The organism is Flavobacterium ichthyis, from assembly GCF_009915155.1.
In the GTDB taxonomy this organism is placed as follows: Bacteria; Bacteroidota; Bacteroidia; order Flavobacteriales; family Flavobacteriaceae; genus Flavobacterium; species Flavobacterium ichthyis.
Map to the genome: position 1 here is coordinate 1 of NZ_JAABLM010000019.1, position 24,870 is coordinate 24,870.

At 34.8% G+C, this 24,870-nt stretch carries 26 protein-coding genes and 1 tRNA gene; 7 read left to right on the forward strand and 20 right to left on the reverse strand.

The features are described 5' to 3' along the window. Positions 1–110: 110 nt before the first annotated feature. The 8 genes from GV828_RS12290 to GV828_RS12325 all read right to left on the reverse strand — a co-directional run bounded on the left by GV828_RS12290 (position 111) and on the right by GV828_RS12325 (position 7,809). A tRNA-Ser gene (locus GV828_RS12290) sits at positions 111–198 on the reverse strand. 148 nt (positions 199–346) lie between these two features. Further along, positions 347–1,480: a 3,4-dihydroxy-2-butanone-4-phosphate synthase gene (gene ribB / locus GV828_RS12295; protein WP_166537798.1), complete on the reverse strand. Its 1,134-nt coding sequence runs from the start codon at positions 1,478–1,480 to the stop codon at positions 347–349. Next, positions 1,480–2,916: an LptF/LptG family permease gene (locus tag GV828_RS12300; protein ID WP_166537799.1), complete on the reverse strand. Its 1,437-nt coding sequence runs from the start codon at positions 2,914–2,916 to the stop codon at positions 1,480–1,482. The genes ribB and GV828_RS12300 overlap by 1 nt, the downstream gene beginning before the upstream one ends. A gap of 10 nt (positions 2,917–2,926) precedes the next feature. After that, positions 2,927–3,571: a LolA family protein gene (locus GV828_RS12305; protein ID WP_235935469.1), complete on the reverse strand. Its 645-nt coding sequence runs from the start codon at positions 3,569–3,571 to the stop codon at positions 2,927–2,929. A 1-nt stretch (position 3,572) separates the two neighbouring features. Then, a complete protein-coding gene (locus tag GV828_RS12310) occupies positions 3,573–6,065 on the reverse strand; it encodes a DNA translocase FtsK (protein WP_166537801.1) in 2,493 nt (830 codons plus the stop codon). Positions 6,066–6,108: 43 nt separating this feature from the next. Further along, the gene (locus GV828_RS12315) at positions 6,109–6,474 is read right to left on the reverse strand and encodes a diacylglycerol kinase family protein (RefSeq protein WP_166537802.1); all 366 of its coding nucleotides are present in this window, start codon (positions 6,472–6,474) and stop codon (positions 6,109–6,111) included. A gap of 9 nt (positions 6,475–6,483) precedes the next feature. Further along, positions 6,484–6,981 (reverse strand): thiol peroxidase, encoded by a 498-nt coding sequence (gene tpx, locus GV828_RS12320; protein ID WP_166537803.1) that lies wholly within the window; start codon positions 6,979–6,981, stop codon positions 6,484–6,486. Positions 6,982–7,080: 99 nt separating this feature from the next. Further along, positions 7,081–7,809, reverse strand: a complete 729-nt coding sequence (locus GV828_RS12325) for a heavy-metal-associated domain-containing protein (RefSeq protein ID WP_166537804.1) — start codon at positions 7,807–7,809, stop codon at positions 7,081–7,083. 175 nt (positions 7,810–7,984) lie between these two features. On the opposite strand from GV828_RS12325, the gene GV828_RS12330 reads away from it, so the two are divergent. Further along, on the forward strand, positions 7,985–9,166 hold the full coding sequence (locus GV828_RS12330) for a hypothetical protein (protein WP_166537805.1): 1,182 nt from the start codon (positions 7,985–7,987) through the stop codon (positions 9,164–9,166). 45 nt (positions 9,167–9,211) lie between these two features. On the opposite strand, the gene rocD is transcribed toward GV828_RS12330, so the two are convergent. Together rocD and GV828_RS12340 are read right to left on the reverse strand one after the other, a co-directional pair. Then, entirely contained in the window at positions 9,212–10,453 is a 1,242-nt protein-coding gene (rocD, locus tag GV828_RS12335; protein ID WP_166537806.1) for an ornithine--oxo-acid transaminase, read from the reverse strand. A 185-nt stretch (positions 10,454–10,638) separates the two neighbouring features. Then, on the reverse strand, positions 10,639–11,055 hold the full coding sequence (locus tag GV828_RS12340; protein ID WP_166537807.1) for an OsmC family protein: 417 nt from the start codon (positions 11,053–11,055) through the stop codon (positions 10,639–10,641). Positions 11,056–11,175: 120 nt separating this feature from the next. Between GV828_RS12340 and GV828_RS12345 the strand changes: the two genes are divergently transcribed. Continuing rightward, positions 11,176–11,403 carry a hypothetical protein gene (locus GV828_RS12345; RefSeq protein ID WP_166537808.1) on the forward strand — a complete coding sequence of 76 codons (228 nt, stop codon included), beginning with the start codon at positions 11,176–11,178 and terminating at the stop codon, positions 11,401–11,403. Here GV828_RS12345 and GV828_RS12350 read toward each other — a convergent pair whose 3' ends face one another. Both GV828_RS12350 and GV828_RS12355 read right to left on the reverse strand, forming a co-directional pair. Further along, the gene (locus GV828_RS12350; protein WP_166537809.1) at positions 11,404–11,580 is read right to left on the reverse strand and encodes a hypothetical protein; all 177 of its coding nucleotides are present in this window, start codon (positions 11,578–11,580) and stop codon (positions 11,404–11,406) included. It lies immediately after the preceding gene. 48 nt (positions 11,581–11,628) lie between these two features. After that, positions 11,629–11,934, reverse strand: coding sequence for a DUF1697 domain-containing protein (locus GV828_RS12355; protein WP_166537810.1), 306 nt, complete (start codon positions 11,932–11,934; stop codon positions 11,629–11,631). Between the two features lie 237 nt (positions 11,935–12,171). Here GV828_RS12355 and GV828_RS12360 point away from each other — a divergent pair, with 237 nt between their 5' ends. The 3 genes from GV828_RS12360 to msrB (GV828_RS12370) are packed head-to-tail and all read left to right on the forward strand — an operon-like array spanning position 12,172 to position 13,915. Further along, a complete protein-coding gene (locus GV828_RS12360) occupies positions 12,172–13,032 on the forward strand; it encodes an alpha/beta hydrolase (protein WP_166537811.1) in 861 nt (286 codons plus the stop codon). After that, positions 13,032–13,523 carry a peptide-methionine (R)-S-oxide reductase MsrB gene (gene msrB / locus GV828_RS12365; protein WP_394350658.1) on the forward strand — a complete coding sequence of 164 codons (492 nt, stop codon included), beginning with the start codon at positions 13,032–13,034 and terminating at the stop codon, positions 13,521–13,523. The genes GV828_RS12360 and msrB (GV828_RS12365) overlap by 1 nt, the downstream gene beginning before the upstream one ends. A gap of 2 nt (positions 13,524–13,525) precedes the next feature. Next, positions 13,526–13,915 carry a peptide-methionine (R)-S-oxide reductase MsrB gene (msrB, locus tag GV828_RS12370; protein ID WP_166537812.1) on the forward strand — a complete coding sequence of 130 codons (390 nt, stop codon included), beginning with the start codon at positions 13,526–13,528 and terminating at the stop codon, positions 13,913–13,915. 28 nt (positions 13,916–13,943) lie between these two features. Here the strand turns inward: msrB (GV828_RS12370) and GV828_RS12375 are convergent, their stop codons facing one another. The 3 genes from GV828_RS12375 to GV828_RS12385 form a co-directional block, all read right to left on the reverse strand. Then, on the reverse strand, positions 13,944–14,243 hold the full coding sequence (locus tag GV828_RS12375; protein WP_166537813.1) for a hypothetical protein: 300 nt from the start codon (positions 14,241–14,243) through the stop codon (positions 13,944–13,946). A 243-nt stretch (positions 14,244–14,486) separates the two neighbouring features. Further along, positions 14,487–15,134 (reverse strand): response regulator, encoded by a 648-nt coding sequence (locus GV828_RS12380; RefSeq protein WP_166537814.1) that lies wholly within the window; start codon positions 15,132–15,134, stop codon positions 14,487–14,489. An 8-nt stretch (positions 15,135–15,142) separates the two neighbouring features. Beyond that, a complete protein-coding gene (locus GV828_RS12385; protein ID WP_166537815.1) occupies positions 15,143–16,963 on the reverse strand; it encodes a tetratricopeptide repeat-containing sensor histidine kinase in 1,821 nt (606 codons plus the stop codon). A gap of 683 nt (positions 16,964–17,646) precedes the next feature. On the opposite strand from GV828_RS12385, the gene GV828_RS12390 reads away from it, so the two are divergent. Both GV828_RS12390 and GV828_RS12395 read left to right on the forward strand, forming a co-directional pair. Continuing rightward, a complete protein-coding gene (locus tag GV828_RS12390; protein WP_166537816.1) occupies positions 17,647–17,886 on the forward strand; it encodes a helix-turn-helix domain-containing protein in 240 nt (79 codons plus the stop codon). Next, the gene (locus tag GV828_RS12395; protein ID WP_166537817.1) at positions 17,858–18,661 is read left to right on the forward strand and encodes a restriction endonuclease; all 804 of its coding nucleotides are present in this window, start codon (positions 17,858–17,860) and stop codon (positions 18,659–18,661) included. The genes GV828_RS12390 and GV828_RS12395 overlap by 29 nt, the downstream gene beginning before the upstream one ends. On the opposite strand, the gene GV828_RS12400 is transcribed toward GV828_RS12395, so the two are convergent. From GV828_RS12400 to GV828_RS12420, 5 genes are all read right to left on the reverse strand, one after another. Then, entirely contained in the window at positions 18,654–19,559 is a 906-nt protein-coding gene (locus tag GV828_RS12400) for a DNA adenine methylase (RefSeq protein WP_166537818.1), read from the reverse strand. The two genes, GV828_RS12395 and GV828_RS12400, sit on opposite strands and share 8 nt — an antisense overlap. A gap of 1 nt (position 19,560) precedes the next feature. Then, complete coding sequence (locus tag GV828_RS12405) at positions 19,561–21,126, reverse strand: ParB N-terminal domain-containing protein (RefSeq protein ID WP_166537819.1); 1,566 nt, start codon at positions 21,124–21,126, stop codon at positions 19,561–19,563. 11 nt (positions 21,127–21,137) lie between these two features. Beyond that, positions 21,138–23,018 (reverse strand): HsdM family class I SAM-dependent methyltransferase, encoded by a 1,881-nt coding sequence (locus GV828_RS12410; RefSeq protein ID WP_166537820.1) that lies wholly within the window; start codon positions 23,016–23,018, stop codon positions 21,138–21,140. A gap of 465 nt (positions 23,019–23,483) precedes the next feature. Then, positions 23,484–23,801, reverse strand: a complete 318-nt coding sequence (locus tag GV828_RS12415; protein ID WP_166537821.1) for a hypothetical protein — start codon at positions 23,799–23,801, stop codon at positions 23,484–23,486. Position 23,802: 1 nt separating this feature from the next. Beyond that, complete coding sequence (locus GV828_RS12420; protein WP_166537822.1) at positions 23,803–24,864, reverse strand: hypothetical protein; 1,062 nt, start codon at positions 24,862–24,864, stop codon at positions 23,803–23,805. Positions 24,865–24,870 lie beyond the last annotated feature (6 nt).

Genomic DNA, 24,870 nt, shown 5'->3' on the forward strand with positions numbered 1-24,870 from the left:
ATTTTATTCCTTTAGGTTCACGAATGAATGAATATTTTGATATGTGATAAAAAGAAAAAACCCTTAAAATCATACGATTTTAAGGGTTTAAATTCAATTTGCATTTCAGCTGGCGGAGAAAGAGGGATTCGAACCCCCGGACCTGTTACAGTCAACAGTTTTCAAGACTGCCGCAATCGACCACTCTGCCATTTCTCCAATATGTCTGCAATCATTTGCTGATTGCGAGTGCAAATATAGCAAGGTTTTTCGAGTTTCAAAATATTTTTCTACTAAAAATAAAACTATTTTCTCATTCCTTTGGTAAGCCTTTCATTTTCTTCTGTTTACCAATTATTTTTTTCGATTAAAAATTTACGTAATCCGTGATTTCTAATCCGTAGCCTATCATTCCCACTCGTTTCGTTTGCTGTGAATTAGACATTAACCTTATTTTACTCACATCAATATCATGTAAAATTTGCGCCCCAATTCCAAAATCTTTGTTATCCATCTTCACTTGTGGTGTTTTAAAAATTCCTTTGTCTTGAAGTGATCTAAGTTCGGATATTCTTCCTAATAACTCAGCCGAAGGTATTTCTTGGTTGATAAAAAGTATAGCTCCTCTCCCCTCTTCATTTATTTTATTAAACATCAATTCTAACTTTTGAGAGGCATTTCCGCTTAAAGCGTCTAAAATATCGTTGGTAACTTGAACGGAATTTATTCTGGTTAAAACAGCATCACCAGCGTTCCAACTTCCTTTTGTTAATGCTAAATGCACTTGTTTGTTGGTAATTTGAAGGTAAGCTCTTAAGCGAAATTTACCAAATCTTGTTTCTATTTCAAAATCTTCTTTTTTCTGAATTAAAGAATCGTGCTGCATTCTATATGCCACTAAATCTTCAATCGAAACGATTTTAAGGTCAAATTTTTTCGCTACTTCTATCAATTGCGGCAATCTCGCCATCGAACCGTCTTCGTTTAAAATTTCTACCAAAATTCCAGCGGGTTGTAAACCTGCCAAACGCGCAAAATCTACCGCTGCTTCAGTATGTCCGGTTCTTCTCAAAACGCCTCCTTGCTTTGCAATCAATGGAAAAATATGTCCGGGACGTCCTAAATCTTCCGGTTTGGTATCTTCTTTTACTAAAAATTCTATGGTTTTAGATCTGTCATAGGCAGAAATTCCGGTGGTACAACCATGTCCAATTAAATCTACCGAAACCGTAAAAGCCGTTTGGTGCAAAACGGTATTATTAGTCACCATCGGATGCAAATTCAATTCTTTGCATCTTTTTTCAGTTAATGGCGCACAAATTAATCCGCGACCGTGAGTGGCCATAAAATTAATCATTTCTGGTGTTACCATTTCTGCAGCAGCAATAAAATCGCCCTCATTTTCGCGGTCTTCATCATCTACTACGATGATTATTTTTCCTTGACGGATATCTTCAATTGCTTCTTCTATGGTGTTAAGTTGTGTAGCAGTTTGAGTCATTATGTTTTAGATTTGATTCGAAAAACTTTTTTTATAACCTTATTTATCGGCATCAAAACTACATCCATATTAATTAGCCCAATGTCGTTGGTTGCTCTGTAAGTAAGCATTACGGCAAACGGCGTGAGGACGATAGAAGACATCCAAGAGCCTAAAATAGGCGGAATCCCATTTTCTTGTGCTAATTTTTTTCCGAAAGTATTGATGAAATGATAGGTGATAAAGATTAGAACTGCAAATACAATTGGCAATCCTAAACCTCCTTTTCGGATGATAGCTCCTAGAGGTGCTCCAATAAAAAACATTAACAAACACGAGTAGGCAATCATGAATTTTTCATAAAGTGCTAACCAGTGATTATTGATATTTTTTTGCTTTTGTTCGATTTCGGCTCTAGTCCCATTGATAGAAAATTTAGCACTCGAAATGTTACTGCTAGCGATTTCCAGCGCATTGGATTGCTTTGCAATTGGAATAATTTTTAATAAATCTTGTGGCAGTTCTTTTGCCTTTGGCAAACTATCTTCTAATTTCGGCAAAGCCGATACTCCGGTTCTGATATAAATATTATCTGAAAAGGAAACAATGTCTTTCTCAAAATTTGTTTCTAACGAGTCAATCGTATAATTCAACTCACTTATATTCAACATATTATTTGTATTCGCTACATCTATTTCTGCATCTTCCGTATTTAATTTTGAAAGGTCGATGTTAATGATGTCTTTTTTAAAAGCGGCTTTTACAAATGGTACCCTTGATCGTTGTTCGTACTTTTTTGGAATAATATTTTCATAATAATTACCGTCATAAAGAATTAACTGCAACATGGGAGAATTTTCGTCAGAGAGTAAAAGTCCACTTTTAGCTTTTATAAAAACGTTGCTTCCGCCACTTACTGCTTTTTTATGAATGGTGATTCCTTCGAGTTTTTCTCCGTTTTCCCCGGACTTTTTATCCACTTTAATATTGTAATCCACCACATCGCTAAATTGTCCTTCCGCTATCGCCATAGCAGGTTTTGTCCGTACGATGTCACCTCTTAATTTTATAAATTCGTACTCAGCAGCAGGAATCACATTATTAGCAAAGAAAAATGATATGATACTCAAAAATGATATAAAAAAAATGAGGCTTTTCATGGCACGCTGTAACGAAATTCCTGAAGATTTCATAGCAGCAAACTCGTAATTTTCGGCAAAATTACCAAAAGTCATTATCGAGGCCAATAAGATTGATAATGGTAAAACCAAAGTCATCATCCTTGGTGAATACAAAAATAAGAATTTGGCAATTACCCACAAATCTAGGTCTTTCCCCGCTAATTCAGCAATAAACATCCACACACCTTGCAGGATGAATATAAAATAGAGAATGATAAAAACCGTTCCAAGGGTTTGTAAAAATGTGGTTAAAATGTACCGGTCAAGAATTTTCACTTGTAAAAAATCAGTCTAAATTATTGATGTAGTAATTTGGATATTTACTTTCGGCAAAGGTAAACTGATTTTTGGATAATGGCTGGTTGGTTTTAAAAGAATTAACAGTGGTAGTGATTTTTGAGCCATCTTTGCCTATTTCCATCATATTGTAAATGTGTTTCGTTTGGATGTCAATTCCCAAAAATACTTCTTTGCGATCATCTTTTGCGCTGGTTGGGACCAATTTCACATATTGAATTTTTCGTCCTTTTATATTTTGCAAAATATCCCAAGAATATTTGTAACCTGTATTGAAAAAAGTCAACATTTTTGAAGGCGTAATGCTGTTTTCATCGTTTTCATCTGACTTAGAAATCGTGATTTCCTCATCTTCCGGAACAATATTATATACTTTTTTTCCATCATACATTTTAGTCACGCCCATAAAATTCAGTACATATTTATTGCCTTGAATCACCACATTTCCTTTACTCTCTCGGTTTAAATTTTCCTTTGGATTAGAAATCGCGTATTTAAATTCAATCGAAATATTTTGATAGCTTTTCACTTTGGAAGAAACTTCATCAAGCAAGTTTTTAGCTTTTTGACTGTTTTGTGCCGAAAGATTGAAGGTTATAAAAAATACGGAAATAAATAATAAAATCTTGTTCATTTTAATCGATTTGTTCATTGTTGAAAAATTGGTCAAGAGAAACCAAGTCAGGAATATTCACGCTTCGGGCTTTACTACCCTCAAACGGACCAACAATTCCGGCGGCTTCTAGTTGATCAATCAACCTACCAGCACGGTTGTAGCCTAATTTTAGTTTGCGTTGCAAAAGCGAAGCAGAACCTTGTTGTGCCGTTACAATAATTTCGGCAGCTTCCCTAAACATCGAATCTCTTTCGGAAATATCAATATCAAGTTTAGTGCCACTTTCTTCGCCAACGTATTCCGGTAGCAAATAAGCATCAGGATATGCTTTTTGATTTCCTATAAATTCGGTAATTTTTTCCACTTCTGGCGTATCAACAAAAGCACATTGAACACGAACGACGTCGTTACCGTTAGTATAAAGCAAATCTCCTCTACCAATCAATTGATCGGCTCCTTGTGTATCTAAAATCGTTCTCGAATCAATTTTTGAGGTAACTCTAAATGCTATTCTCGCAGGGAAATTCGCCTTAATAATCCCTGTAATTACATTCACCGATGGTCTTTGTGTAGCAATAATCAGGTGAATCCCAATGGCTCGCGCTAATTGTGCCAAACGAGCAATTGGCGTTTCTACTTCTTTCCCGGCGGTCATGATTAAATCGGCAAACTCATCGACTACCAACACGATGTAAGGCAAAAATCGGTGGCCTAATTCTGGATTTAATTTTCGGCTACGGAATTTTTCGTTGTATTCTTTAATGTTTCGCACCATTGCATCTTTAAGCAAAGAATAACGGTTGTCCATTTCCACACATAAAGAATTTAACGTATTGATTACCTTTGTGTTATCTGTAATAATCGCATCTTCTGCATCGGGTAATTTTGCTAAATAATGGCGTTCAATTTTATTGAAAAGCGTTAATTCTACTTTTTTCGGATCAACTAAAACAAATTTTACTTCTGCGGGATGTTTTTTATATAATAACGAAGTTAAAACAGCGTTTAACCCAACTGATTTTCCTTGCCCTGTTGCTCCAGCCATTAATAAATGCGGCATTTTTGCCAAATCTGCCACAAAAGTTTCATTCGAAATTGTTTTTCCTAAAGCAATTGGCAATTCCATTTCTGCTTCTTGAAATCTTGCCGATCCAATTACAGTTTTCATAGGAACCATCGTTGGATTTTTGTTCGGAACTTCAATTCCAATAGTTCCTTTGCCCGGAATTGGGGCAATAATACGAATTCCCAAAGCCGAAAGTGATAAAGCGATATCATCTTCTAAACTTTTAATTTTTGAAATTCTGATTCCGGCTTCGGGAACAATTTCATACAATGTTACTGATGGACCAACAGTGGCTTTGATTTGTGCAATTTCTATTTTATAGTTGCGAAGCGTTTCTACAATTCTATTTTTATTTTCTTCCAATTCTTCTTGGTTGATGGTAATTCCACCGGTACCGTAGTCCTTGAGTAAATCTAAAGTTGGAAATTTATAGTTGGATAAATCTAAAGTTGGGTCAAATTCTCCAAAATCTGCTACTAATTTTGCTGCCAAATTTTCAACAACAGTATCTTCGTCCGCGAATTTTTCAATCACAAAAGCCTCATCATCTGTAGCGATAATTTCTGGAGCATGATGGTGAACGGGAGGAACTTCTGGCTTTACGACAGTTTCCATCTTAATACTCGACGCATTTTGAATGGTAGGTTTTAACGCTTCTTTATTAATTTCAAACTGCGAAACCGGCTTTAAAAAAGGTTCTTCCACTTCTTCGTCTTCGGTTTCATCATAAAAATCATTACTCACATTTTGCCGTACCACATCTTGATCATCCTCAAGCAAATCTTCTGTAACTTCTCGAACTTCTTGTGGTGCATTCATAGCAGCGGCTTCGGCCTTGAGATGTGCTGCTAATTTTTTTCTTTCAAAATAGTTTTTGATACCGTCAGGAGATAATTTTAACTTAAAAATCAAGTAAATAATCAACCCGAAAATCAATAAGAGTAAGGTTCCTGCTTTTCCAAGATAATCTTGCAAGAACAAATTCATTTCGAAACCAATCACACCTCCTAATTCCGGAAGTGACTCAGCAAAAAATCCGAGCAAAATAGAAATGATCATCATGGCGAAAAAATCCCAAAACCAAGTGTTTTTGAGTTTTCTAATTGGAAGGTCTAAAACCAAATACAATCCTGTGATACAAAGCAATCGTACAATTAAAAACGAAGCTACGCCAAAACCGCGATATAAGAAAAAATCGGCCAACCAAGCACCAAATTTCCCGAGCCAGTTTTGAACTTTTTCAGATCTGTCAGTTAAATTTTGAACTGAACTTTGATCAAATTGTCCGTGAAGAAAAAACGAAATAAATGCTAAAAGTAACGCAATTGAAGACAAAACCAGCAATGCACCAATAATTACCTTATGTTGTCTGCTGAATTTAAACGGTTTTTTTTCTTTCGTTTCAGATTCGGGTTTTTTGTTTGTATTTTTAGTTGTTTTGGCCATTTATACCGAAGTTAGTGCGTAAAAATAATGGTTTTTTTCTAAATTAAATTTTTGGCAAATAAATAAGCAATCCGATAATGATTGCCGAAATTGCTGCAAAAAATACGGCTCCTGCGGCAATGTCTTTTATAAATCCAATTTTGTTGTGATAATCCGGATGAATGAAATCTGCAATTTTTTCTATGGCTGTGTTAAGTCCTTCGATGCTCAAAACCAGCCCAATGGCAAGGATTTGAAAAAGCCATTCGGTTGTAGAAATTTGAAAATAAAAACCAGCGATTGTCATTAAAATCCCAATTGAAAATTGCACCATAATACTGTGTTCGGTGGTGATTAATTTTATTGCACCAGCCACAGCATATTTTACACTTTTCAATCTTCCGGCAATGAACGAATCGTTGGTTTTCATTTAAAAAAATTATAATGCAGCCAAAGCGCTTTTATAATCGGGTTCATTGGCAATTTCCGAAACTTGCTCATTGTAAAGAACAGTTCCGTTTTCGTCTAAAACCACAACTGCTCTTGAATGTAATCCAGCCAAAGCACTATCTGCGATTTCTAAACCGTATGATTTTCCGAAATTTCCGTCTTTAAAATCAGAAAGATTGACTACGTTGTCTAATCCTTCCGCTCCACAAAATCTTTTTTGTGCAAACGGTAAATCACGTGAAATACATAAAACGGTTGTGTTTTGCAATTCGCTTGCTTGCTTATTGAAATTTCTTACAGATGCTGCACAAGTTGGCGTATCAACACTCGGAAAAATATTTAATACTAGTTTTTTACCTGAAAAATCTGCTAATGAAACCTCTGCTAAATCTTTATTAACCAGTCTAAAATCTGGTGCTTTTGTACCTACTTTTGGTAACTCGCCATTGGTATGAACAGGATTTCCTCCTAATGTTATTTCTGCCATTTTATTGATGTTTTAAGGCTCAAAAATAAGCAAATTAATTTTGATTAATAGCGAATATTTAAAAATCTCAAGAAGAATTTCTTTGCCAAAAAATATTCATTAAAGCATTAGCAACATTGCCAAACTCATCAAAATCATTAAGGCGTCTTCGATGATGGTTACAGTACTCATGGGCAAATTAAAAATAGTTCCCAAACAAGCGCATTGAATTTTTCTTTGATTCAAAACAGATTTTAAAACGCCAATAATGCTAACTGTCATTACAATCAATGTCACTAAATTAGTAACGAAAGGATTGAAATTTACAGCAAAAGCAATTCCTAGAATTAATTCCAAAAAAGCGTAAACATAACCCCAAACCGGAATTTTTTGCGCTACTACATCATACATTGCATAACTTTCGGCAAAAGCTTTGAGGTTGAGCATTTTGAAAAACGAAAATGTCAGAAAAAATCCAGCCATAAAACTTCTCATAAACAACATCCACTCAAAGTCAGAATTATTGAAAGTAATGATAAAAGAAACAACGCTTATATAGCTAAATATTAATACAATAGGCTTGTAAGTTTCTAACCATGATTTTTGTGAATTACTATTACCTAAAACCGTATTCTTGTCTTTTGGCTCCGATAATCGATACTTTGGATAAGGTGTTAAAACTTCTTGAAAAGTTACAGTTGGAACGTGTTTTTGCATCTCAACCGAAACAATTCCGGTTTTAAGGTCAACCGAAACATTTTGCACATCAGGAATTTGTTTGAATAAATATACAATTTTGGCTTCGCATGCCTCGCAAGTCATGCCTGATATATGATAATTATGAGTCATTTTTGATAAATTTTTAAAATACAAAGTTGCGAGAAATTTCTCAAAAGCCTGCGTGAAAATCTTTGGAATGTTTTTTGATTTCCAGCAAATGTGCAACAGTTGCAAGTGTATTTTCTTTAATTTGCGAAAAGCCAATCATAAAAAATCTATATTTGCGCCGAAATATGAAAAATTTATGAAAAAAATTACGCTTATTTTATTGTTAATTGCGATGAGTTGTGGGGTAAAACAAACCACAAATCTTGTCAATAGTGGTGATTACGATGCTGCAATTGACAAAGCCGTGAATAATTTACGTTCCAATAAAAATGCAAAAGGCAAGCAAGAATACGTTTATTTGTTAGAAGAAGCATTTGCAAAGGCCAAAGAACGTGATTTGCGCGAGGTTACTTTTATGAAAAAAGATGCCAATCCAAGAAATTTTGAAACAATTTTCAATACGTATCTTAATTTACAAAACCGTCAGGAAAAAATACGACCATTATTGCCATTGTTTTTGATAAAAGAAAACCGAAACGCCATTTTTCCTTTCGAAGATTATTCAAACGAAATTATTAAAAGCAAAGAATTATTGTCAAAATATTTGTACGATAATGCGAAAGCGCTTTTAATGACCAATGACAAGATGGTGATTCGTCGTGCCTTTGACGATTTGTCGTACTTAAATCAAATCAATCCTAATTACAAAGATGTTCAAAATTTAATGAACCAAGCTTTGGAAAAAGGCACGGATTATGTTGAAGTTTTACTGAAAAACGAAACCAACATGATGATTCCTAGAGATTTACAAAATGATTTATTGGATTTCAGCACTTTAGGGTTGAATGACCAATGGACAGTTTACCACTCTACCAAACAACGCAACCGACAATATGATTATGGTGTGGTTGTGAATTTCCGCCAGATAAATATTTCGCCAGAGCAAATTCGCGAAAAGCAATTTGTAAAAGAAAAACAAATTAAAGATGGCGTGAAAAACCTGCTTGACCAAAACGGAAACATTGTAAAAGACAGTTTGGGTAACGCGATAAAAGTGGACAATATGAAAACGGTTAAAATCGATATTTACGAATTTACCCAGTTCAAAGCCGTTCAAGTTGCGGCCAAAGTAGATTATGTAGATTACGTAAACAACCAGCTTATGTCAAGTTTTCCGCTGACAAGCGAATTTATTTTCGAAAATATTTACTCGAATTACAAAGGCGACAAACGTGCTGCAGACGAATCATATTTTCAATATTTCAATAACCGCGTTGTTCCGTTTCCAAGCAATGAACAAATGGTTTTTGACACCGGAGAAGATTTGAAACTTAAATTAAAGCAGATAATTGGCAGAAATAAAATTAGACGACAATAAAAAAAAGCCAGCGTTTTCGCTGGCTTTTTGCTATCAAAATTCTATTTATTCAAACTCCTTTAACGTTTTAATAATAATTCCCACACAATCCAGCAATTGCTCTTCTGTCATCACTAATGGTGGCGCAAAACGAATAATATTTCCGTGTGTAGGTTTGGCAAGCAAGCCATTTTCGGACAATTTCATACAGATATTCCAAGCAGTGTCGCTGTCTTCCGTGTCGTTAATCAGAATTGCATTTAGCAAACCTTTCCCTCTAACCAAAGTGGCAACGTTGCTGGTTTTGATATATTCGTCAATTTTTTCTCTAAAAATATTTCCTAAATATTCCGCATTTTCGGCTAATTTTTCTTCTTGAACTACTTCCAACGCTGCAATAGCAACCGCGGCTGCTACAGGATTTCCGCCAAAAGTTGACCCATGTTGTCCCGGCTTAATCACGTTCATAATGTCGTCATTTGCCAATACTGCCGAAACCGGATAAGCTCCTCCCGAAAGTGCTTTACCTAAAATTAAAATATCGGGTTGTACATTTTCATGATGAACCGCCAGTAATTTTCCGGTTCTGGCAATTCCGGTTTGCACTTCATCGGCAATAAAAAGTACGTTGTGTTTTTCACAAAGTGATTTGGCTTTCGCCAAAAATCCTTCAGAAGGTACATAAACTCCGGCTTCACCCTGAATAGGTTCTACCAAAAATCCGGCAATATTTTTTTCGTTTTTTAATACTTCTTCTAAAGCGTTTAAATCATCGTAGGCAATTTTGATAAATCCTCCCGTATAAGGCCCGAAGTTTTTACGGGCATTTTCATCGTTTGAAAACGAAATAATTGTGGTGGTTCTTCCGTGGAAATTATTTTCACAAACGATAATTTTAGCTTCGTTTTCTGGAATATTATTTTTTTCGTAAGCGTATTTACGGCAAATTTTAATAGCAGTTTCCACGGCTTCAGCTCCCGTATTCATTGGTAACACTTTGTCAAAACCAAAATATTCGGTTACAAATTTTTCGTAAACACCTAATTTATCGTTGTAAAAAGCTCTGGAAGTTAAGGTCAACGTTTGTGCTTGTTCCATCATCGCATTTACAATTTTTGGATGACAATGTCCTTGATTTACAGCAGAATAAGCCGATAAAAAATCGTAGTATTTTTTTCCATCGGCATCCCAAACAAACACGCCTTCTCCCCTGCTCAGCACCACCGGAAGTGGATGATAATTGTGGGCTCCATATTTTTCTTCGAGTGCAATGGCTTGTGCTGCATTATTTTTTTCGATAACTGACATAAAAAACTAAATTTTATTCTTTTCAATTTATTCCTTCTTTCGGAGAGAAATCATCCGTTTTGGCAAAGATAGGCAAAGCAAATGGCAAAATCAATCGTTATCGTAAATTGATAAAAACGTAAATCCCATTTCCTCAACCAGCTCTCCGGATGCGAAAATGGGACTCTTATTTCGGTACAAAAATTTTATGCTAAAACTAAAGTGGCGTTAGATGAAATTTCGGTATTGAGTAATCTTGAAATTGGGCAGTTGGTTTCGGCTTTTTTAACCAATTCTTGAAATTTTTCTGTAGATATTTCGTCAACACGTGCAATCACGCTTAAGTGCGAACTTACCACGCTTCCGTCTTGAAAGTCTATATCACATTTAGTTTCAATTGACGCTACGTCAAAACCTGCTTCATTAATGTAAGCCGTTAATTGCATCGTAAAACAACCTGCGTGAGCTGCTGCAATTAATTCCTCAGGATTGGTGCCATTACCATTTTCAAATCTGGTTTTAAATGAATATTGTGTGTTGCTCAACACGTTACTTTGCGTTGAAATTTTTCCGTTTCCTTCTTTTAATGAGCCTTCCCAGACTGCTGTTGCATTTCTTTTCATAATTATCTTTTTGGTTGATTGGTGAAACCTAAAATTACAAAAACGGTCTGGAAATCAGTTTCAATTTGCATTAACTTTAACACACATTTTTTATATTTGTACAAACCAATTGACTTACAAATGAATTTTACCATTACCGAAAATTTCGCTACATTATTATTATTCGCTTTAATTGTAGCTTATGTAAGTTTTGTCGTTTTTGCTTTAGCCAAATTAGCAAAAAGCAATGAATCCTTTTTAGTAAAATTATTTTATATCTTACTAATTGCCATCATTCCAATCATCGGATCGACTATTTATCTATGGAATGAAGCGGAAAGCAAGCGAAAAAATTTCGGCGGGATTTAATCACAACTCCATCAATTTCTGAATCGTATTCCAGTTTCGCATGGTGCCGTTGACTTTGAGTTTGTTTTCGATTAATTTATTGGAAAGTTTCGAATTTCCGGCGGTGTCGTGGTAATTGAGGTACACGATTTTTTCGGCAATTATAAATTTGTCGGGTTCGAGTTTGGTTTCCAGCAATTTCGTTTTATTTTTTTCCGAAGGAATGACGGCTAAAAATACTACGTATCATTTTTTCAAGTTCGAATTTTGGTCGAGAAACGGATTTTCTTCCAGCACTTGTTTTAATGTTTTTTTGCTTACCGCAATGGCAGAAACGCTTAGATCAAAATGTTTGGCAATCAACAGTTCGATTTCAGCTGCTACTTTATCCGGATTTTTTTCGTCGCTTTCCAGCAAAATATTCCCACTTTGAATATAGGTTTTTACATTTTCAAATCCATTTTGACTTAAAACTTCGCGCAAACGTTCCATTTTGATGATGTTTTTGCCCGAAACATTGACGCCTCGCAATAAAATGAGATGTTCGTTCATGGTGCTTTTTCCAAAAATTATAAAATCCCAAAAGTATTTCAATAGCCCTGATAGAGCCGATATTCCAAGCCTGAACACAAACTTTTTTGGCGTGGATAAAAGCGAAAGCAGGAAAATGGTTTAAAAAATGCCTGACGATTGGCTCCCAAAAAAACACATTTTTTAGGTTTATTTTATGACGAATAAAGATAGAAAAAATTTACATTAGTGATAACTTGCGGTAAATTTTTATGTGTAATGACCAACAAAAAAATGCATCAGCAATCGCTCAGGATTCCGAAGGGAATCTTAGTAACGGCGAAGGTTTTAGAGCAATTATCAACCGGATTGGCGGTAAAATTTGCGGCAAAATTATTTACAACTCCCATCAAACACAAATTGCCAAAACGCGAATTTGAGATGTTTGAAAACGCCGTAAAATCTGATTTTTTGGTTGAAAAATTAAACACAAAAATCAAGGTTTACGAGTACGGAAAATCGGACAAAAAAGTGTTGCTGGTTCACGGATGGTCGGGTCGCGGAACGCAATTGGTAAAAATTGCCGATGAATTATTGAAATTAGGTTACGCAACGGTGAGTTTTGACGCGCCAGCTCACGGAAAATCTCCGGGAAAATCGAGCGATATGACACAATTTATCGCTTCGGTTTTGGAATTGGATCAAAAATTTGGTCCGTTTGAATTTGCCGTTGGGCATTCTTTGGGAGGCATGACCGTGATGAACGCGTTGACCAGAGGTTTGCAGCTCAAAAAAGCAGTAATCATAGGAAGTGGCGATGTGGTGCAAGATATTTTTGAAGATTTTGTGGCAAAAATCCAACTTCAACCAAAGGTTGCCAAAAAAATGGTGGAAAGTTTTGAGCAAAAAATTGGCGAAACCATGAGCGATTATTCCACGTATGTAAATGCGAAGAAAGTGGAAATTCCCGTGCTGGTGATGCATGATGAAGATGATTACGATGTTCCGGTTACGGCTGCAATAAATATTGAAAAAAATTTACAAAACGGCGAACTGTTCCTTACCAAAGGTTTGGGACATCGCAAAATTTTAGGCGATACAAAAGTGCTGAAAAAAATGGTTGAATTTTTAAAAGATTAATGATGAGAAAAATGTTGATGATGACTTGGGCGATTTGTAGTTTTTGGTCGTGCCAAAGTCAGGATAAAAAAGCCGAAACTCCTAAAAATACTTCAGGAAAAGTGGTAAAAACCGACCAAGAATGGCAAAAAGAATTAACTGCTGAACAATACCAAATTTTACGCAGAAAAGGAACAGAACGCCCGTTTAGCGGAAAATATTATGACCATTTCGAAAAAGGAAAGTACATTTGTGCGGCTTGCGGAAACGTACTTTTTAATTCGGATGCCAAGTTTGATTCCGACTGCGGTTGGCCGTCATTTGACCAAGCCATTAGCGGTTCCGTGATTTACAAAAAAGATTTAACTTTTGGCATGGAAAGAACCGAAGTTATATGTTCTAAATGCGACGGACATCTCGGTCACGTTTTTGACGATGGCCCGAAAGAAACCACCGGAAAACGCTTTTGCACCAACTCCGTTTCCATAGAATTTATTCCCGAAAACCAATAATTATGGACTATAAAATCAACAAAACTGAAGCCGAATGGAAAACGCAATTAGGAAGCGAACGCTATAAAATTTTGCGCGAAAAAGGCACCGAATTTCCACATTCGGGTAAATATAATCTACATTTCGAAAAAGGAACTTACGTGTGTGGCGCTTGTGGCGAACCGCTTTTTGAAAGCAATTCCAAGTTCGACGGACATTGTGGTTGGCCTTCATTTGACGAAAGCATTCCTGGTAAAGTAGAATACCTGCGCGACACCACTCACGGTATGATTCGCACCGAAATTTTATGCGCTACTTGCGGCAGTCATTTGGGGCACGTTTTTAATGATGGACCCACTAAAACAGGGCAACGGTACTGCGTTAATTCGCTTTCAGTAGATTTTAAAGATTAAAAAAATGGCGATCACAAGTCGCCATTTTCTACAAAATTTTAATCAAATCTCCCGCTGAGGTAAAAAGCGCCGTAATGGACGCATTGTCTTTTTTCAGCGTCAGTTTATATTCGCCGTCAGCCGCAACCGCCGCTTGCGTAATCTGGTAATCGCCATACTTCGCCTGAATATTTGTCAACGCCTCTTTATTCACCTCCGCAGGCGTAATTTCTTTATATTCTTTCTGTAGAATTTCCATTAATTTTGGAATCGGAATCACGTTTGCCGCCACATTTTGAGCTGTAAAAAACAAACCTAAAGCAACACCTAAAACTATCTTCTTTTTCATAATTTTAATTTTTTGGTTAGTAGTGAAATAAAGTTAGCCTAATTATCAGGCAAATAAAAGCTATTTAGTTTTGTTTTAACGTAGGAATTTTTAGGTTGATCCTTAAATGCTACTTCACTCGTTTATGTAAATTTTGCAAACAATTGTATCTAAACACTCCTCTTTTCGTGAAATTTTTAGAATCAAGAATTTTAAAAGTTTCGTATAAAATATCGTCAATCATGTCAAATTAAATTCTGATAATCAAATCAACCGATTTCGCTTTGCCGTTTCCACCGCTTCCATTTTTGAATGCACTTGCAGTTTCTGGTAAATATTTTCGGTGTGCCGCCGAACGGTGGACGGTGAAATAAATAAATTTTCGGCAATGGCGGTATAAGGAAGTCCTTTGGAAAGCTGTTCCAATACTTCAATTTCCCGAGGAGTCAAGGTAATTTCCTCTTGATTTTCGGGTGGCGTGATCAGTGGATGACGCAGTAATTTTAAGGTTTTCATTGCAATGGACGGCGTCATCACCGCACCGCCTTCCAAAGTTTGTGCAATGGCATCATAAAGTTCTTTTGGCGGTGTTTCTTTCAGCAAATAACCATCGGCTCCGGCTTGTATGGCATTGAAAATATTTTCGTCATCGTCAAAAACGGTGAGCATAATGATTTTAATCTGTGGGTATTTTTGTTTGACCAACTTTGTCGTTTCGATGCCGTTTTGATTGGGCATTTCGATGTCCATCAGAATGAGGTCGGTGCGTTTATCTGTCTGCAGTTTTTCCATACATTGCACGCCGTCATTTGCCGTAAAAGAAATCTGTATATTTTCAAACAATGATAATTTATCCTTAACACTTTTGATAAGAAAATTATTGTCTTCGATAATGGCGATTCTTGTTTTCATCTATTCCATTAATTATTATGAACATTAAACCAAACCTTCGTTCCTTTCCCCATTTCCGATTGCAGTTGCAATTCGCTGTTTAATTCCAAAGCTCGTTTTCGCATATTCAGCAAGCCGTTTCCGGGTTCAATTTCGCTTTCCTCAAAACCTTTTCCGTCATCTTTCACCTGAAATTGAAGGGCAGAATTTTCTTTGGAAATAAGAATTTCAATCCGGTTGGCGTCTGCATATTTAAAAGCATTGTTGGTAGCTTCCTGAATAATCCTGAAAATATTCAAGCCCTGAATGCCCGTAAAAACTTCTTCTTCCGACACATCATCGGCAACCTGAAATTCAATCTGTGTATCGCTTTGCGATTGTTTCGCCTTTTCGATGAAATTGGCAATTCGGCTTTCTAAATCTTTGATGGTAATGCCTTGTTTGTTCATTGCCCAAATGGTATCCCGCAGTTCCTGAATGGTTTCTTTGGCAAAGGAACCAATGTTGCTCAATCGTCCGATCAGGTTTTCGTCTTGGTCCTTCACATAATATTTAATGGTGTCGATGGCAGAAATGATAAAGCTCAATTGCGCCCCGATGTTGTCGTGCAAATCCCGTGAAATCGACAAACGCTGTTCCTGTAATTTGTTTTGATTTTCAATTTGTTGAAGTGCCAGTTTCAGTTCGTTGTCTCGTTTTTGGCGAAGGTTTTTCAGCACCTGTTGTTTGTAAAAAAGAAAACCCATCAAACCGATGATCACCGCCAAAGCCGCCAAACCAAAAATCCAGAAATTACGGTTGGTCAATTTTGCCTGTTGTTGCAGGATTTGATTTTCTTTTTCTGCCGTTTCGTATTTGGTGGAAATTTCTTCTACATCTTTCAGTTTTTGAGCCGTGTACAAACTGTCATTCAGCACGTTAAACGATTTCAAACTCTCAAAAGCTTTTTGATAATTACCCAGCGCTTCGTAATTGCCCGTAATCTGTTCGTAATTGTATTTTTGAATGTCGGTAAATTTGATTTTTCGGGCTAAAGCATTGCTTAGTTCAAAATATTCATTGGAAAGTTGGTGCTGTTTGGTTTCTTTGTAAAATTCACCCAAAGCCGTATAATTGAGCATCAAAGCAAAGTCATCGTCCAGTTTTTTACGGATTTCGAGCGCCTGTTTCAGATAATTTTCCGATTTTTTATAATCTTTGATCAACAATTGATTGTAACCCAAAAACTCCAATGCGTAGCCAATTCCCACGCTGTCATTCCGCTGTTGCTGAATGCGTAATGATTTTTCAAACCGAATGTTTGCTTCCTTATAATTCTGAAAATCATCCCTGAAAACCACGCCACTTTCATTGTTGATGCGGGCAATTCCTTCAAGATCGTTTTCATCTTCATACAATTTCAAAGCTTTGTCGTAAAATTCCAACGATCTTTTCGGTTGTTTTAATTTGCGGTACATTCTCGCCATATCATCATAGAGCAAACCCAATTTTTCGCTGTTGCCCGACTTTTCCAGCAACGGAAGTGCTTGGTAATAGTAAACCGATGCACTGTCTATTTTCCCTTTTTTACCATAAGAAAGCCCGATGTAGCGTAAAAAGTCACCCTGATTCACTTTGTCGTTTTCGACCTTTGCCAATTCCAAACCCCATCTCGAAAGCTGTATGGTCGCATCAAAATCTTTTTGGTAAATCTTTTTCAAATGATCCTGCAACACCGAAATTTTCTTTGGATACGCTTTTTCTTGTTGCACAATTTGCTGTATGCTGTCAACCGTTTTTTGGGTTTGGGCGGATGCAGTTACCGAAATTAAACTGATAAATGCAAGGTAAATGGTGTACTTAATTTTCATCCGTTTCAATTATTTCAATAAATTTTTATTGGTTACATTCTGCAAAATGGGTATTTATAATTGGTTCTCTATTCGCAATTTGTCAATCCCTTAAATGTACTTTTTTCTCTCGCTTTGTATTATAGAAATTACAATCGGAACTAGTAAATCTATGGAAGCTGTTTTTGCCGATTTACTATTCAATTTCTAATATTTGATTTTGTTATTTTTTCTCTATCCATTAAAAAATAATATCCCCTAATTTATATTTTTATCCAACTTTATTTAAAGTAAATATCAGCATAAATAAATAAATAAATATTATTTTTTAGCAAATTGAAAATCTAAACCTGAAAAGAAATATTTAGTTAAAGAAATTCTAATTTCTAAAACAAAAATGTAGCATTATTTCAATTCCTATTCTAAGATACATTTAGCAATTTTTATAAAATATATAGGTTATGTTAAGATTCTAATAAGTAGGTAACATAATAGATTTTAGCACTATATTTCAATGAAAACGAGAATGTTCAAATTTATTAAAAAAAATCAAAAGAAAGTGTTTAGTTGTCACTTTTGCATACTGATACGAAGTCTATCTCACTCTTACAATTTAGCTTTCTTACTGCTCTATTCCTTAAAATTAATCTCAAATGTTACTTATAGTCTTTGATTTATAGTCAACATATTCTCACTTTTGCATCGTGGATATAAAACTAAAAATAGGCCAGCGAATAAAAGAACTACGAGAAAAAGCCGAAATGTCTCAAAAGGACTTGGCTTATACTGCTGACTTGGATAGAAGTTATATCGCAAGTATTGAAAATGGACAACGTAATGTTTCTATTGTCAATATTGAGAAGATTGCCAATGCGTTAAATGTAACGCTTAAAGAATTTTTTAACGATAATGAGTTTGAAAAACATACAAAAAGCGGTAGATAATTTTAAAGAATTAATTGAAACTTCGATAATTGAGAATGGTGCAAAAGGAAAAGAAGCAATGATTAGGTCTTCTCGTCCGATTTTAAATATTCACGAAGCTGTAAAAATTGAGTTGATTGAAGCAGGAATAAATGAAGATTTGATTTTTCCTCCGTTAAACAGTCGAACTCCCGAATTAAAACTTGCTGGTTCTCGTAAACAAAAAAATCAAGATGTCTGTGTTGTTTCAAACCTCGATAAAGCAGAAGAAATTTTAGAAGAGGGATTATTGCAAGATGTCGTGGATAAATATGGTGAAAAGTTTACAGAAAGAACCATTTCCATAAACATCAGAAGTCAGATAAGTAGTATTCAGAAAAATTTTGACACGCTTTACGAAAGAACAACTTCGGAAGCCATTAACTTACACGACCGTTGCCCTAAAATGGTTTTAGGTGAAGTCTATATGATTGCCGTTCCTGAGTATGACGACAAAGAAGTTAAAAATAACGAGATTGTTTTTAAGAAGCCTAATCAGGCAACGGTTCTGAAATACATAAAGTCATTTCAGGCAATCAACAATAGACAAGGGACGGAAAAGAACTTCTACAAATACGAAAAAGTTTGTTTACTGATTGTTGATTTCAGCCAAACTCCCGCCAAAATTTATAATACAAGCGATGAGCTGAAAGAAGCTGGACTAATTCCCGAAAATTCAACCATAGATATTAACGAACTTTCTTGGAATAAATTCGTACCTGATTTATTGGAAACCTATAATGAAAGATTTAACTGATATATTGGATAGTTTTTTCATCTCCACTTTTCCTAAATTTAAAATTCAGAGGATTCCAATTTTTAATATCAGGACAATTTAGCGATTCACTAAAGAACAGAATTTCTTGGCCAAGTCGAGCAGTATAAGCAGTATGTTTAAATGAATATTCTTTTTTATAAAATGAAGAATAAAGTTCTTTAATTTCGGGAACGTTATCGTAAGATACAATCCAACGAATATTGCGGATTTCTTTTATTTTGTTACTTACAAGTTCGTGGTCATTATTCTTGTAATGATTCATATATAAAGAACTTCCTTTTAAAAAATAAGGTGGGTCAAAATAAAAAATCGTATCAGAATTTTCAGATTCTGATTGTATTTTATCAATTAATTTTACTGCATCTTTTTTATATAGTCGTATAAATTTTTTCCTTTTTGCTATTGCTTTAATCCTCTCTATAATTTCTTGTTTATTAAATCTACAATCTAACAGATAATCTCCTTCTTGCTTCAAGCCTCCTATAACACCTGCACTGATAATTCCCGAACGATTAGTGCGATTTAGAAAGAGTGTTGAAAAGCCTAATTCAAGTAAATCTGCTTTTTCTTTATTTTTTTGTACCTCTTTTTGCTTTCTCCATTCTTCAATACTTATATCTGTATTTTCTATTAATTCACAAAGTTGTTTAGACTTATTCAAAACCGAGTGCCAAAAGGCATAAATAGACCTGTCTTTGTCATTAATTGTAATTCTTTTGACAAATCCCTCCATTAGTAAAAAAAGAGCAACAGATGCTCCTCCTGCGTATGGTTCAACATAATGCCCTTTGATATTGTTGTCAACACAAATCTTTGCAATAAATACAGCGAGTTTATTTTTTCCTCCTGGATATCTTAATGGCGAATAAAAAATCATATTATTCTTCTCGATTTATATTATTACTTAATATATCAAAGAGTGGCTCTAAATTTTTCCACGCAGTCTTATTTTGATTTGCATCAACAATAAATTCTAAATTATGAACCGCTAAATCTAATCCGTCTTTGATTCTGTCAATATAATGTTTCAAGGATTTTAATTGATTTGTATCTAAATGATTATCTAATTCATTGTTTTTTACATAATCAAGCATAATTTTCAATGAAGCATTTGAATAGTCCTTTTTAGAATTAAAACGTAAAATGGACATAATTTGTGTGGAATCTATTTCTGCGGTAACACCATATTTTCCTTTTATGTGAGTGACAAGGGTTGTAACTTTCTTTAAACTATTTTGTTCATTTTCTTCATTGGTTTTAGTTGATAAAGAATCTAATAAGCTGTTCTCTTTTAAATAAAAATATAAAGATTGTTCAAGGTAAGTTCTTAATAAAACTGCAAAAGAATAAACTTTATCAATCGGTAAATTTTTTAACTCTTGAAATAAACCGTCTAATTTATCATTGTCAAAAATTACTTCTTTATCTCCCGAAATGATACGATTATCAAGTAGAGGTTTACGCTTCTTACTTTTTCTTCTTGGTGTTATCTGACTTTTCTTTTCTTCTAAAGATGATTTTTGTGTAGAAGTTTTACTTTCTGTTGTTGTTTCTTCTGTGGGAACAGAAAAATCAAATTTTGGATTATTTTTCAAATCATCAACAAATCTTTTCTTATCATCTTCTTTATTGAAATCTCTTGAAAATCTTTCAGCATCAATTAAAATTTTGAAAACTTCTAATATTCTCTTTTCAAATTCTTCTTGGGGTAAATGAATTAAAAGTTCTCCGTTTTCGTTATTAAAGTCAATTCCCAGAAAGATTCTTGCATCTTCGTAAGTGTAAAATCTTTCTAAATTTGTAAAGTCAAAATTGGCAATATCAATGGTAAGATTTTCTTCTTTTTCCAAAATTTCTTTACCTTCAAAAAACAAGTTGTAAGCCTTTAAAGGTTTTAGTATTCTTGCTCGGCTTTCGTTTAAAACATCACAAATATCATCAATAGACAAGCCGTCTTCATAATACATTTCAGCCACAAATGAGTATTGATTACCTGTTTTCCACCTTTGTAGGGTTGCTCCGTTATGTCTTTCGTATATAATTGGATTTGCCAATAGACGATTAGGTGCTATATAGCATCTCAATTTTTTATCAACAGGAAAATTATTTTTGAGTATATTCTGTAACAATGTGTTTGCTTTCGCAGTTGATAAATACTTCTTCGGGTCTTGTAAAAGTTTCAAAGCGGCAGTTCGTCTATTGCCTTCAAGTACGACTTTTTTGTTACCCTCAATACAAATAATAGGTTCTTCGCCTACAAAATACCCTTCCTCGCTTATTTTCTTGGCCAACTCATACACTCTTTCGTTTTGAATGAGAAACTTCATTATTTGGGTTTGGTTGAGATTTTCTCCTCTATATTTAATACGAGGGTTGTTTACATCAAGTTGTAAAGAACTTAATGTGTATTCAAAAGTTTCCCAAGAAGAGTAATCAATATACATTGGTTAGATAATTACGTTAATATTTCATTTTTAGGTATCTGTATTGACAATTGATATTTCTCAATTAAAAAATCGTCAATTTCATTCGTGTCTTTTAACGAACGAAGCAATTCAATTTCACTTTCCGAAAATTCAGGAATTGTAAATTTCTCAATGAAATTTTTCTGATAGCAAGGATAACCACCCTCAATAGAAACACTCGTTTTGCTAACATAATAGTGCATTACGATTGAGTTCAAAATCTTTTGTATTACGTCAATGTTTTCGATTTTAGAAATTGGATTTACCGTATCTGCAAATAATGTGTCTAATTCGGGTTCTTTAAAATATGTACCGTAACCGTTTGTGAAGTAAGCTTCTTCTTCGTTTATCAATAAAAATCTTGGTGTCTGGCTGAAAGTTGGATTTAAAATTTTCTTTCCTGTTTTTGCCAAACCTTGAGTTCTTCCCCAAACAAAAAACGGCTCAAATTTTACTTTGCCTTTATCTCTTGCCAAAAGTGTTTCTTTTTCAGAAAGAAAATATTCGTAACATTTCGGAAACCGCTTTTTAAATTCCATTTCGGAAATTGGTGTTGCCGTTTTTCCTTTTATTGTGTACGGACAAATAATTCTTCGGGTATTTTGTTCGGCTTCTTCTTGTGTTTTGAAGTCAGAAATTTTGTAAACAGGTTTTGTAATTTCTTTTTCTATTTCAAATGTTCCTTTGTCGGTTGTTTTGATGAAATTACCATTTTTCTCGTTCGTTCCGTCAATAAAAAAAACATCATCTTTAAGTGTTGCAATACCTACGCAAATATCAAACAATTTGCTGATTTGCGTTCCTATTGTTTCAATGGATTTGATGTTTTTTTGTTCGTCTGTTTTGAGTAAACGCCATTTTTTTACGTTCAAATCTTTTAAATAATTTGGCGAACCATTTGCTATGGGTAAAAAGTCCTGCGGTGTGTAACCATTTTTAAGTCTATCAAACGTGATGGCTTCGTTTTCTTTCTTGTTTAAGAAAGTCAGGGCTGTATAGGTTTGAGCGTCAAAAACTTTCTTATGCGTGAAATCAATAATGCGTGAAACGCATTTTTTCTGTTGGAAAAATCTACGCATTGCTTCACCTGCAAGCGATGTGAAATAATTGTTTGGTGTTATAAACCCTAAACGTCCTGTTGGTTTTAATAATTTGTAACCTAATTCAAAAAATGCAAAATAAAGATTGAAAGTTCCGCCCTCAACGGTTGTCCAATTCTTTACTAAATATGCTCTATTTTCATCCGAAAGGTCTTGAAACTTTACATAAGGCGGATTTCCGACAACTGTGTCAAACTGCAAATTCCATTCAGCTTTTAAACTGTCTTGGTTGAATAAGTTGAAGTCTGTTTCTTCTAAAATCTCATTGTGCTGTAATGCATAAATTGTCAGCAAAAGTTTGGTGCGATGAATATTGTAAGCAAGAATATCCGAACCGTATATATTTTCCTTTATGATTGATTTTATAGACTTTCCAAAAGTGTTTTTATAGTAATCTGTCAAGCCAATTAAAAATGCTCCACAACCGCAACTTGGGTCAAGATTTTTGTCGGTTGGTTGTGGTTTAACCTCGTTAATGATAAAGTCAATAATATAGTCGGGCGTAAAAAATGCACCATTTAGTTTTCTGTCCGTTTGTGGAATAATAAGCTCTAAATGATTTTCAAGGTCTTTTATTGTTTCAATTTCCAAAGCAGAAACTCCAAAAAACAAATCGGTGTTCTGTTCAAAACCTTTCAGATACTCTTTCAACATTGGACTTTTGGTAAAGTCAACATTTTTATTGTTCAGATAATGACATACCAAATGCTTTTCAAGACTTGTAAGGTCTTGATTAGAAATAAGGTTGTTCAATATCGCTTTCTTTACCATTTTGGTTGTTGACTATAAGCAACAAAGTTAGTATTTTTTTTTGTTTCAGCAAACGGAATTTTGAAAATGTTATATGATTTGAATTTTAGTAAGGATTTGAGTTTCATTTTTATTCTTGCTAAATTTAGCAAGTTGGTTCGGAGGGAAAATGCGTAAATGGGATTCTAAATCTTTATAAGTGTTTTTCAATTTATAACTTTCTATTCAATTTTCGGGCAATTCTTATCATTATTTTTTCTTTGAACAATTTGATTTTTAATAGGAATATTTTAATTATAGTCTCATCACGACTTCTTTTGGATATTTAAAAATTTCAAACCGAGAAAATCACTCATTGTTTAATCAATACTTTGATGGATTAAGTAAAAAGCAAATCCCTTGATACTTACCCCACAAAGAAACCGTTACAAAAATATACGGCAAGTATTAAGTCCTTTAAAGTGGTGTAACCTGACCACTTTAAAATCAAGCAGAACTTTCTTCGGATTTGAAAATTTTCAGGATGGATTGCAAATAAATCTGAAGGGATTGCAGTATTTCTGTTGAATTTGGCGAAATGGAGGACGAGTTTTCTGAGTGGGTCAAAAGTTCGTCCAGTTCTTGCCAGCGTTGATCTACCGATTGGTTCAACGCTTGTTGAAGCGGGTTTGGTTTTTCTTCTGTAAATTTTTCCGAACGACTTTCCAGCGTGAGTGCATAATCGTTTAAAACCTTTTTCAATAAAGGAATGAGCAGCAATATCAACCCAATGATCACGATAAAAAACAAAGCTAATGCCACCATTTTATTGTCCTTTTTGCTTTTTTATTTTCCGCCATTTCACAAATCCCCAAATTAAAACTCCTACAAGCAATACTACGATAAGAACGGGCGCCACAATCATAAAGATTGTCAGCAAACCCGGCAAAGCTCCGCCAATGGTGCTTTTCACTTCGTATGGATTGCCTAATTCTGCTTCGGTATAATTAAGTTCATCGAGCGGAGTTCGGCTGAGTTCATCAATGGCGTTGAATAGTTTTTCTGACTGAGCGGTATGTTTCGCAAAGTCGAAATTTTCTATTTTTTCGTAATAAGCAACTACCAGATTGTCAGCGGGAGTTGGCGAAAAATGACTTTTGTTTCCGGTAAATAGTTGGTATTTTTCATTGAATTTAAAGCTAAATCCTTCCGACAAACCTTGTAAATTTTCGGGTGTTAATCCGTCTTTCAGTTGCACATAAAATTTTCCGTTCTCGATGGGTTGCTGCCAAACGCTGCCGCTTTCCAAAAGATAGATAAAAGCATTTCGGTTTTCTAAATTGTAACCTTTGCGTACCTGCGCATCATTGGTATTCACAATGAAATATACTTCTACTGTTTGTGTTTCGTTGGGTGCAAAAGCCATTTGCCAAACCATCCAATTGTCGCTGAACGGATTTACATTTCGATCGTTGTGATTGAGTTCCGGATGATTTTCTTTGATTAAATCTAACCAACGTTCTTTGGCTTTGATTTTAAATTGACTTAAACTATCGAGGGTAATTTGGTTGAGATCCGTTTCGCCACCCGAATAGATGCCGTTTACCGGATAACCCATTTTAAATTGCAGGTTTTCGTTGCTCGTATTTTTAAAAACATAGCTTCCTTTTACCACGGCAAAACCTTTGTAAAGCTGAATGTAAATGCGTTCCTGCTGCATCTGCACTTTCTTGAAACTCAGACTGTCCTCGGGATACAACATCGTAAAAACCGTTCCTCCGGCGTTCCAAATGCCCGGTTGCGCAGCATTGGCAAAGGTTTTCTGCACCGAAAAAATGCTGATAAAAAGGAGTAATAAGTTCAGGTATTTTTGTAAAATAATTTTCATATCAAT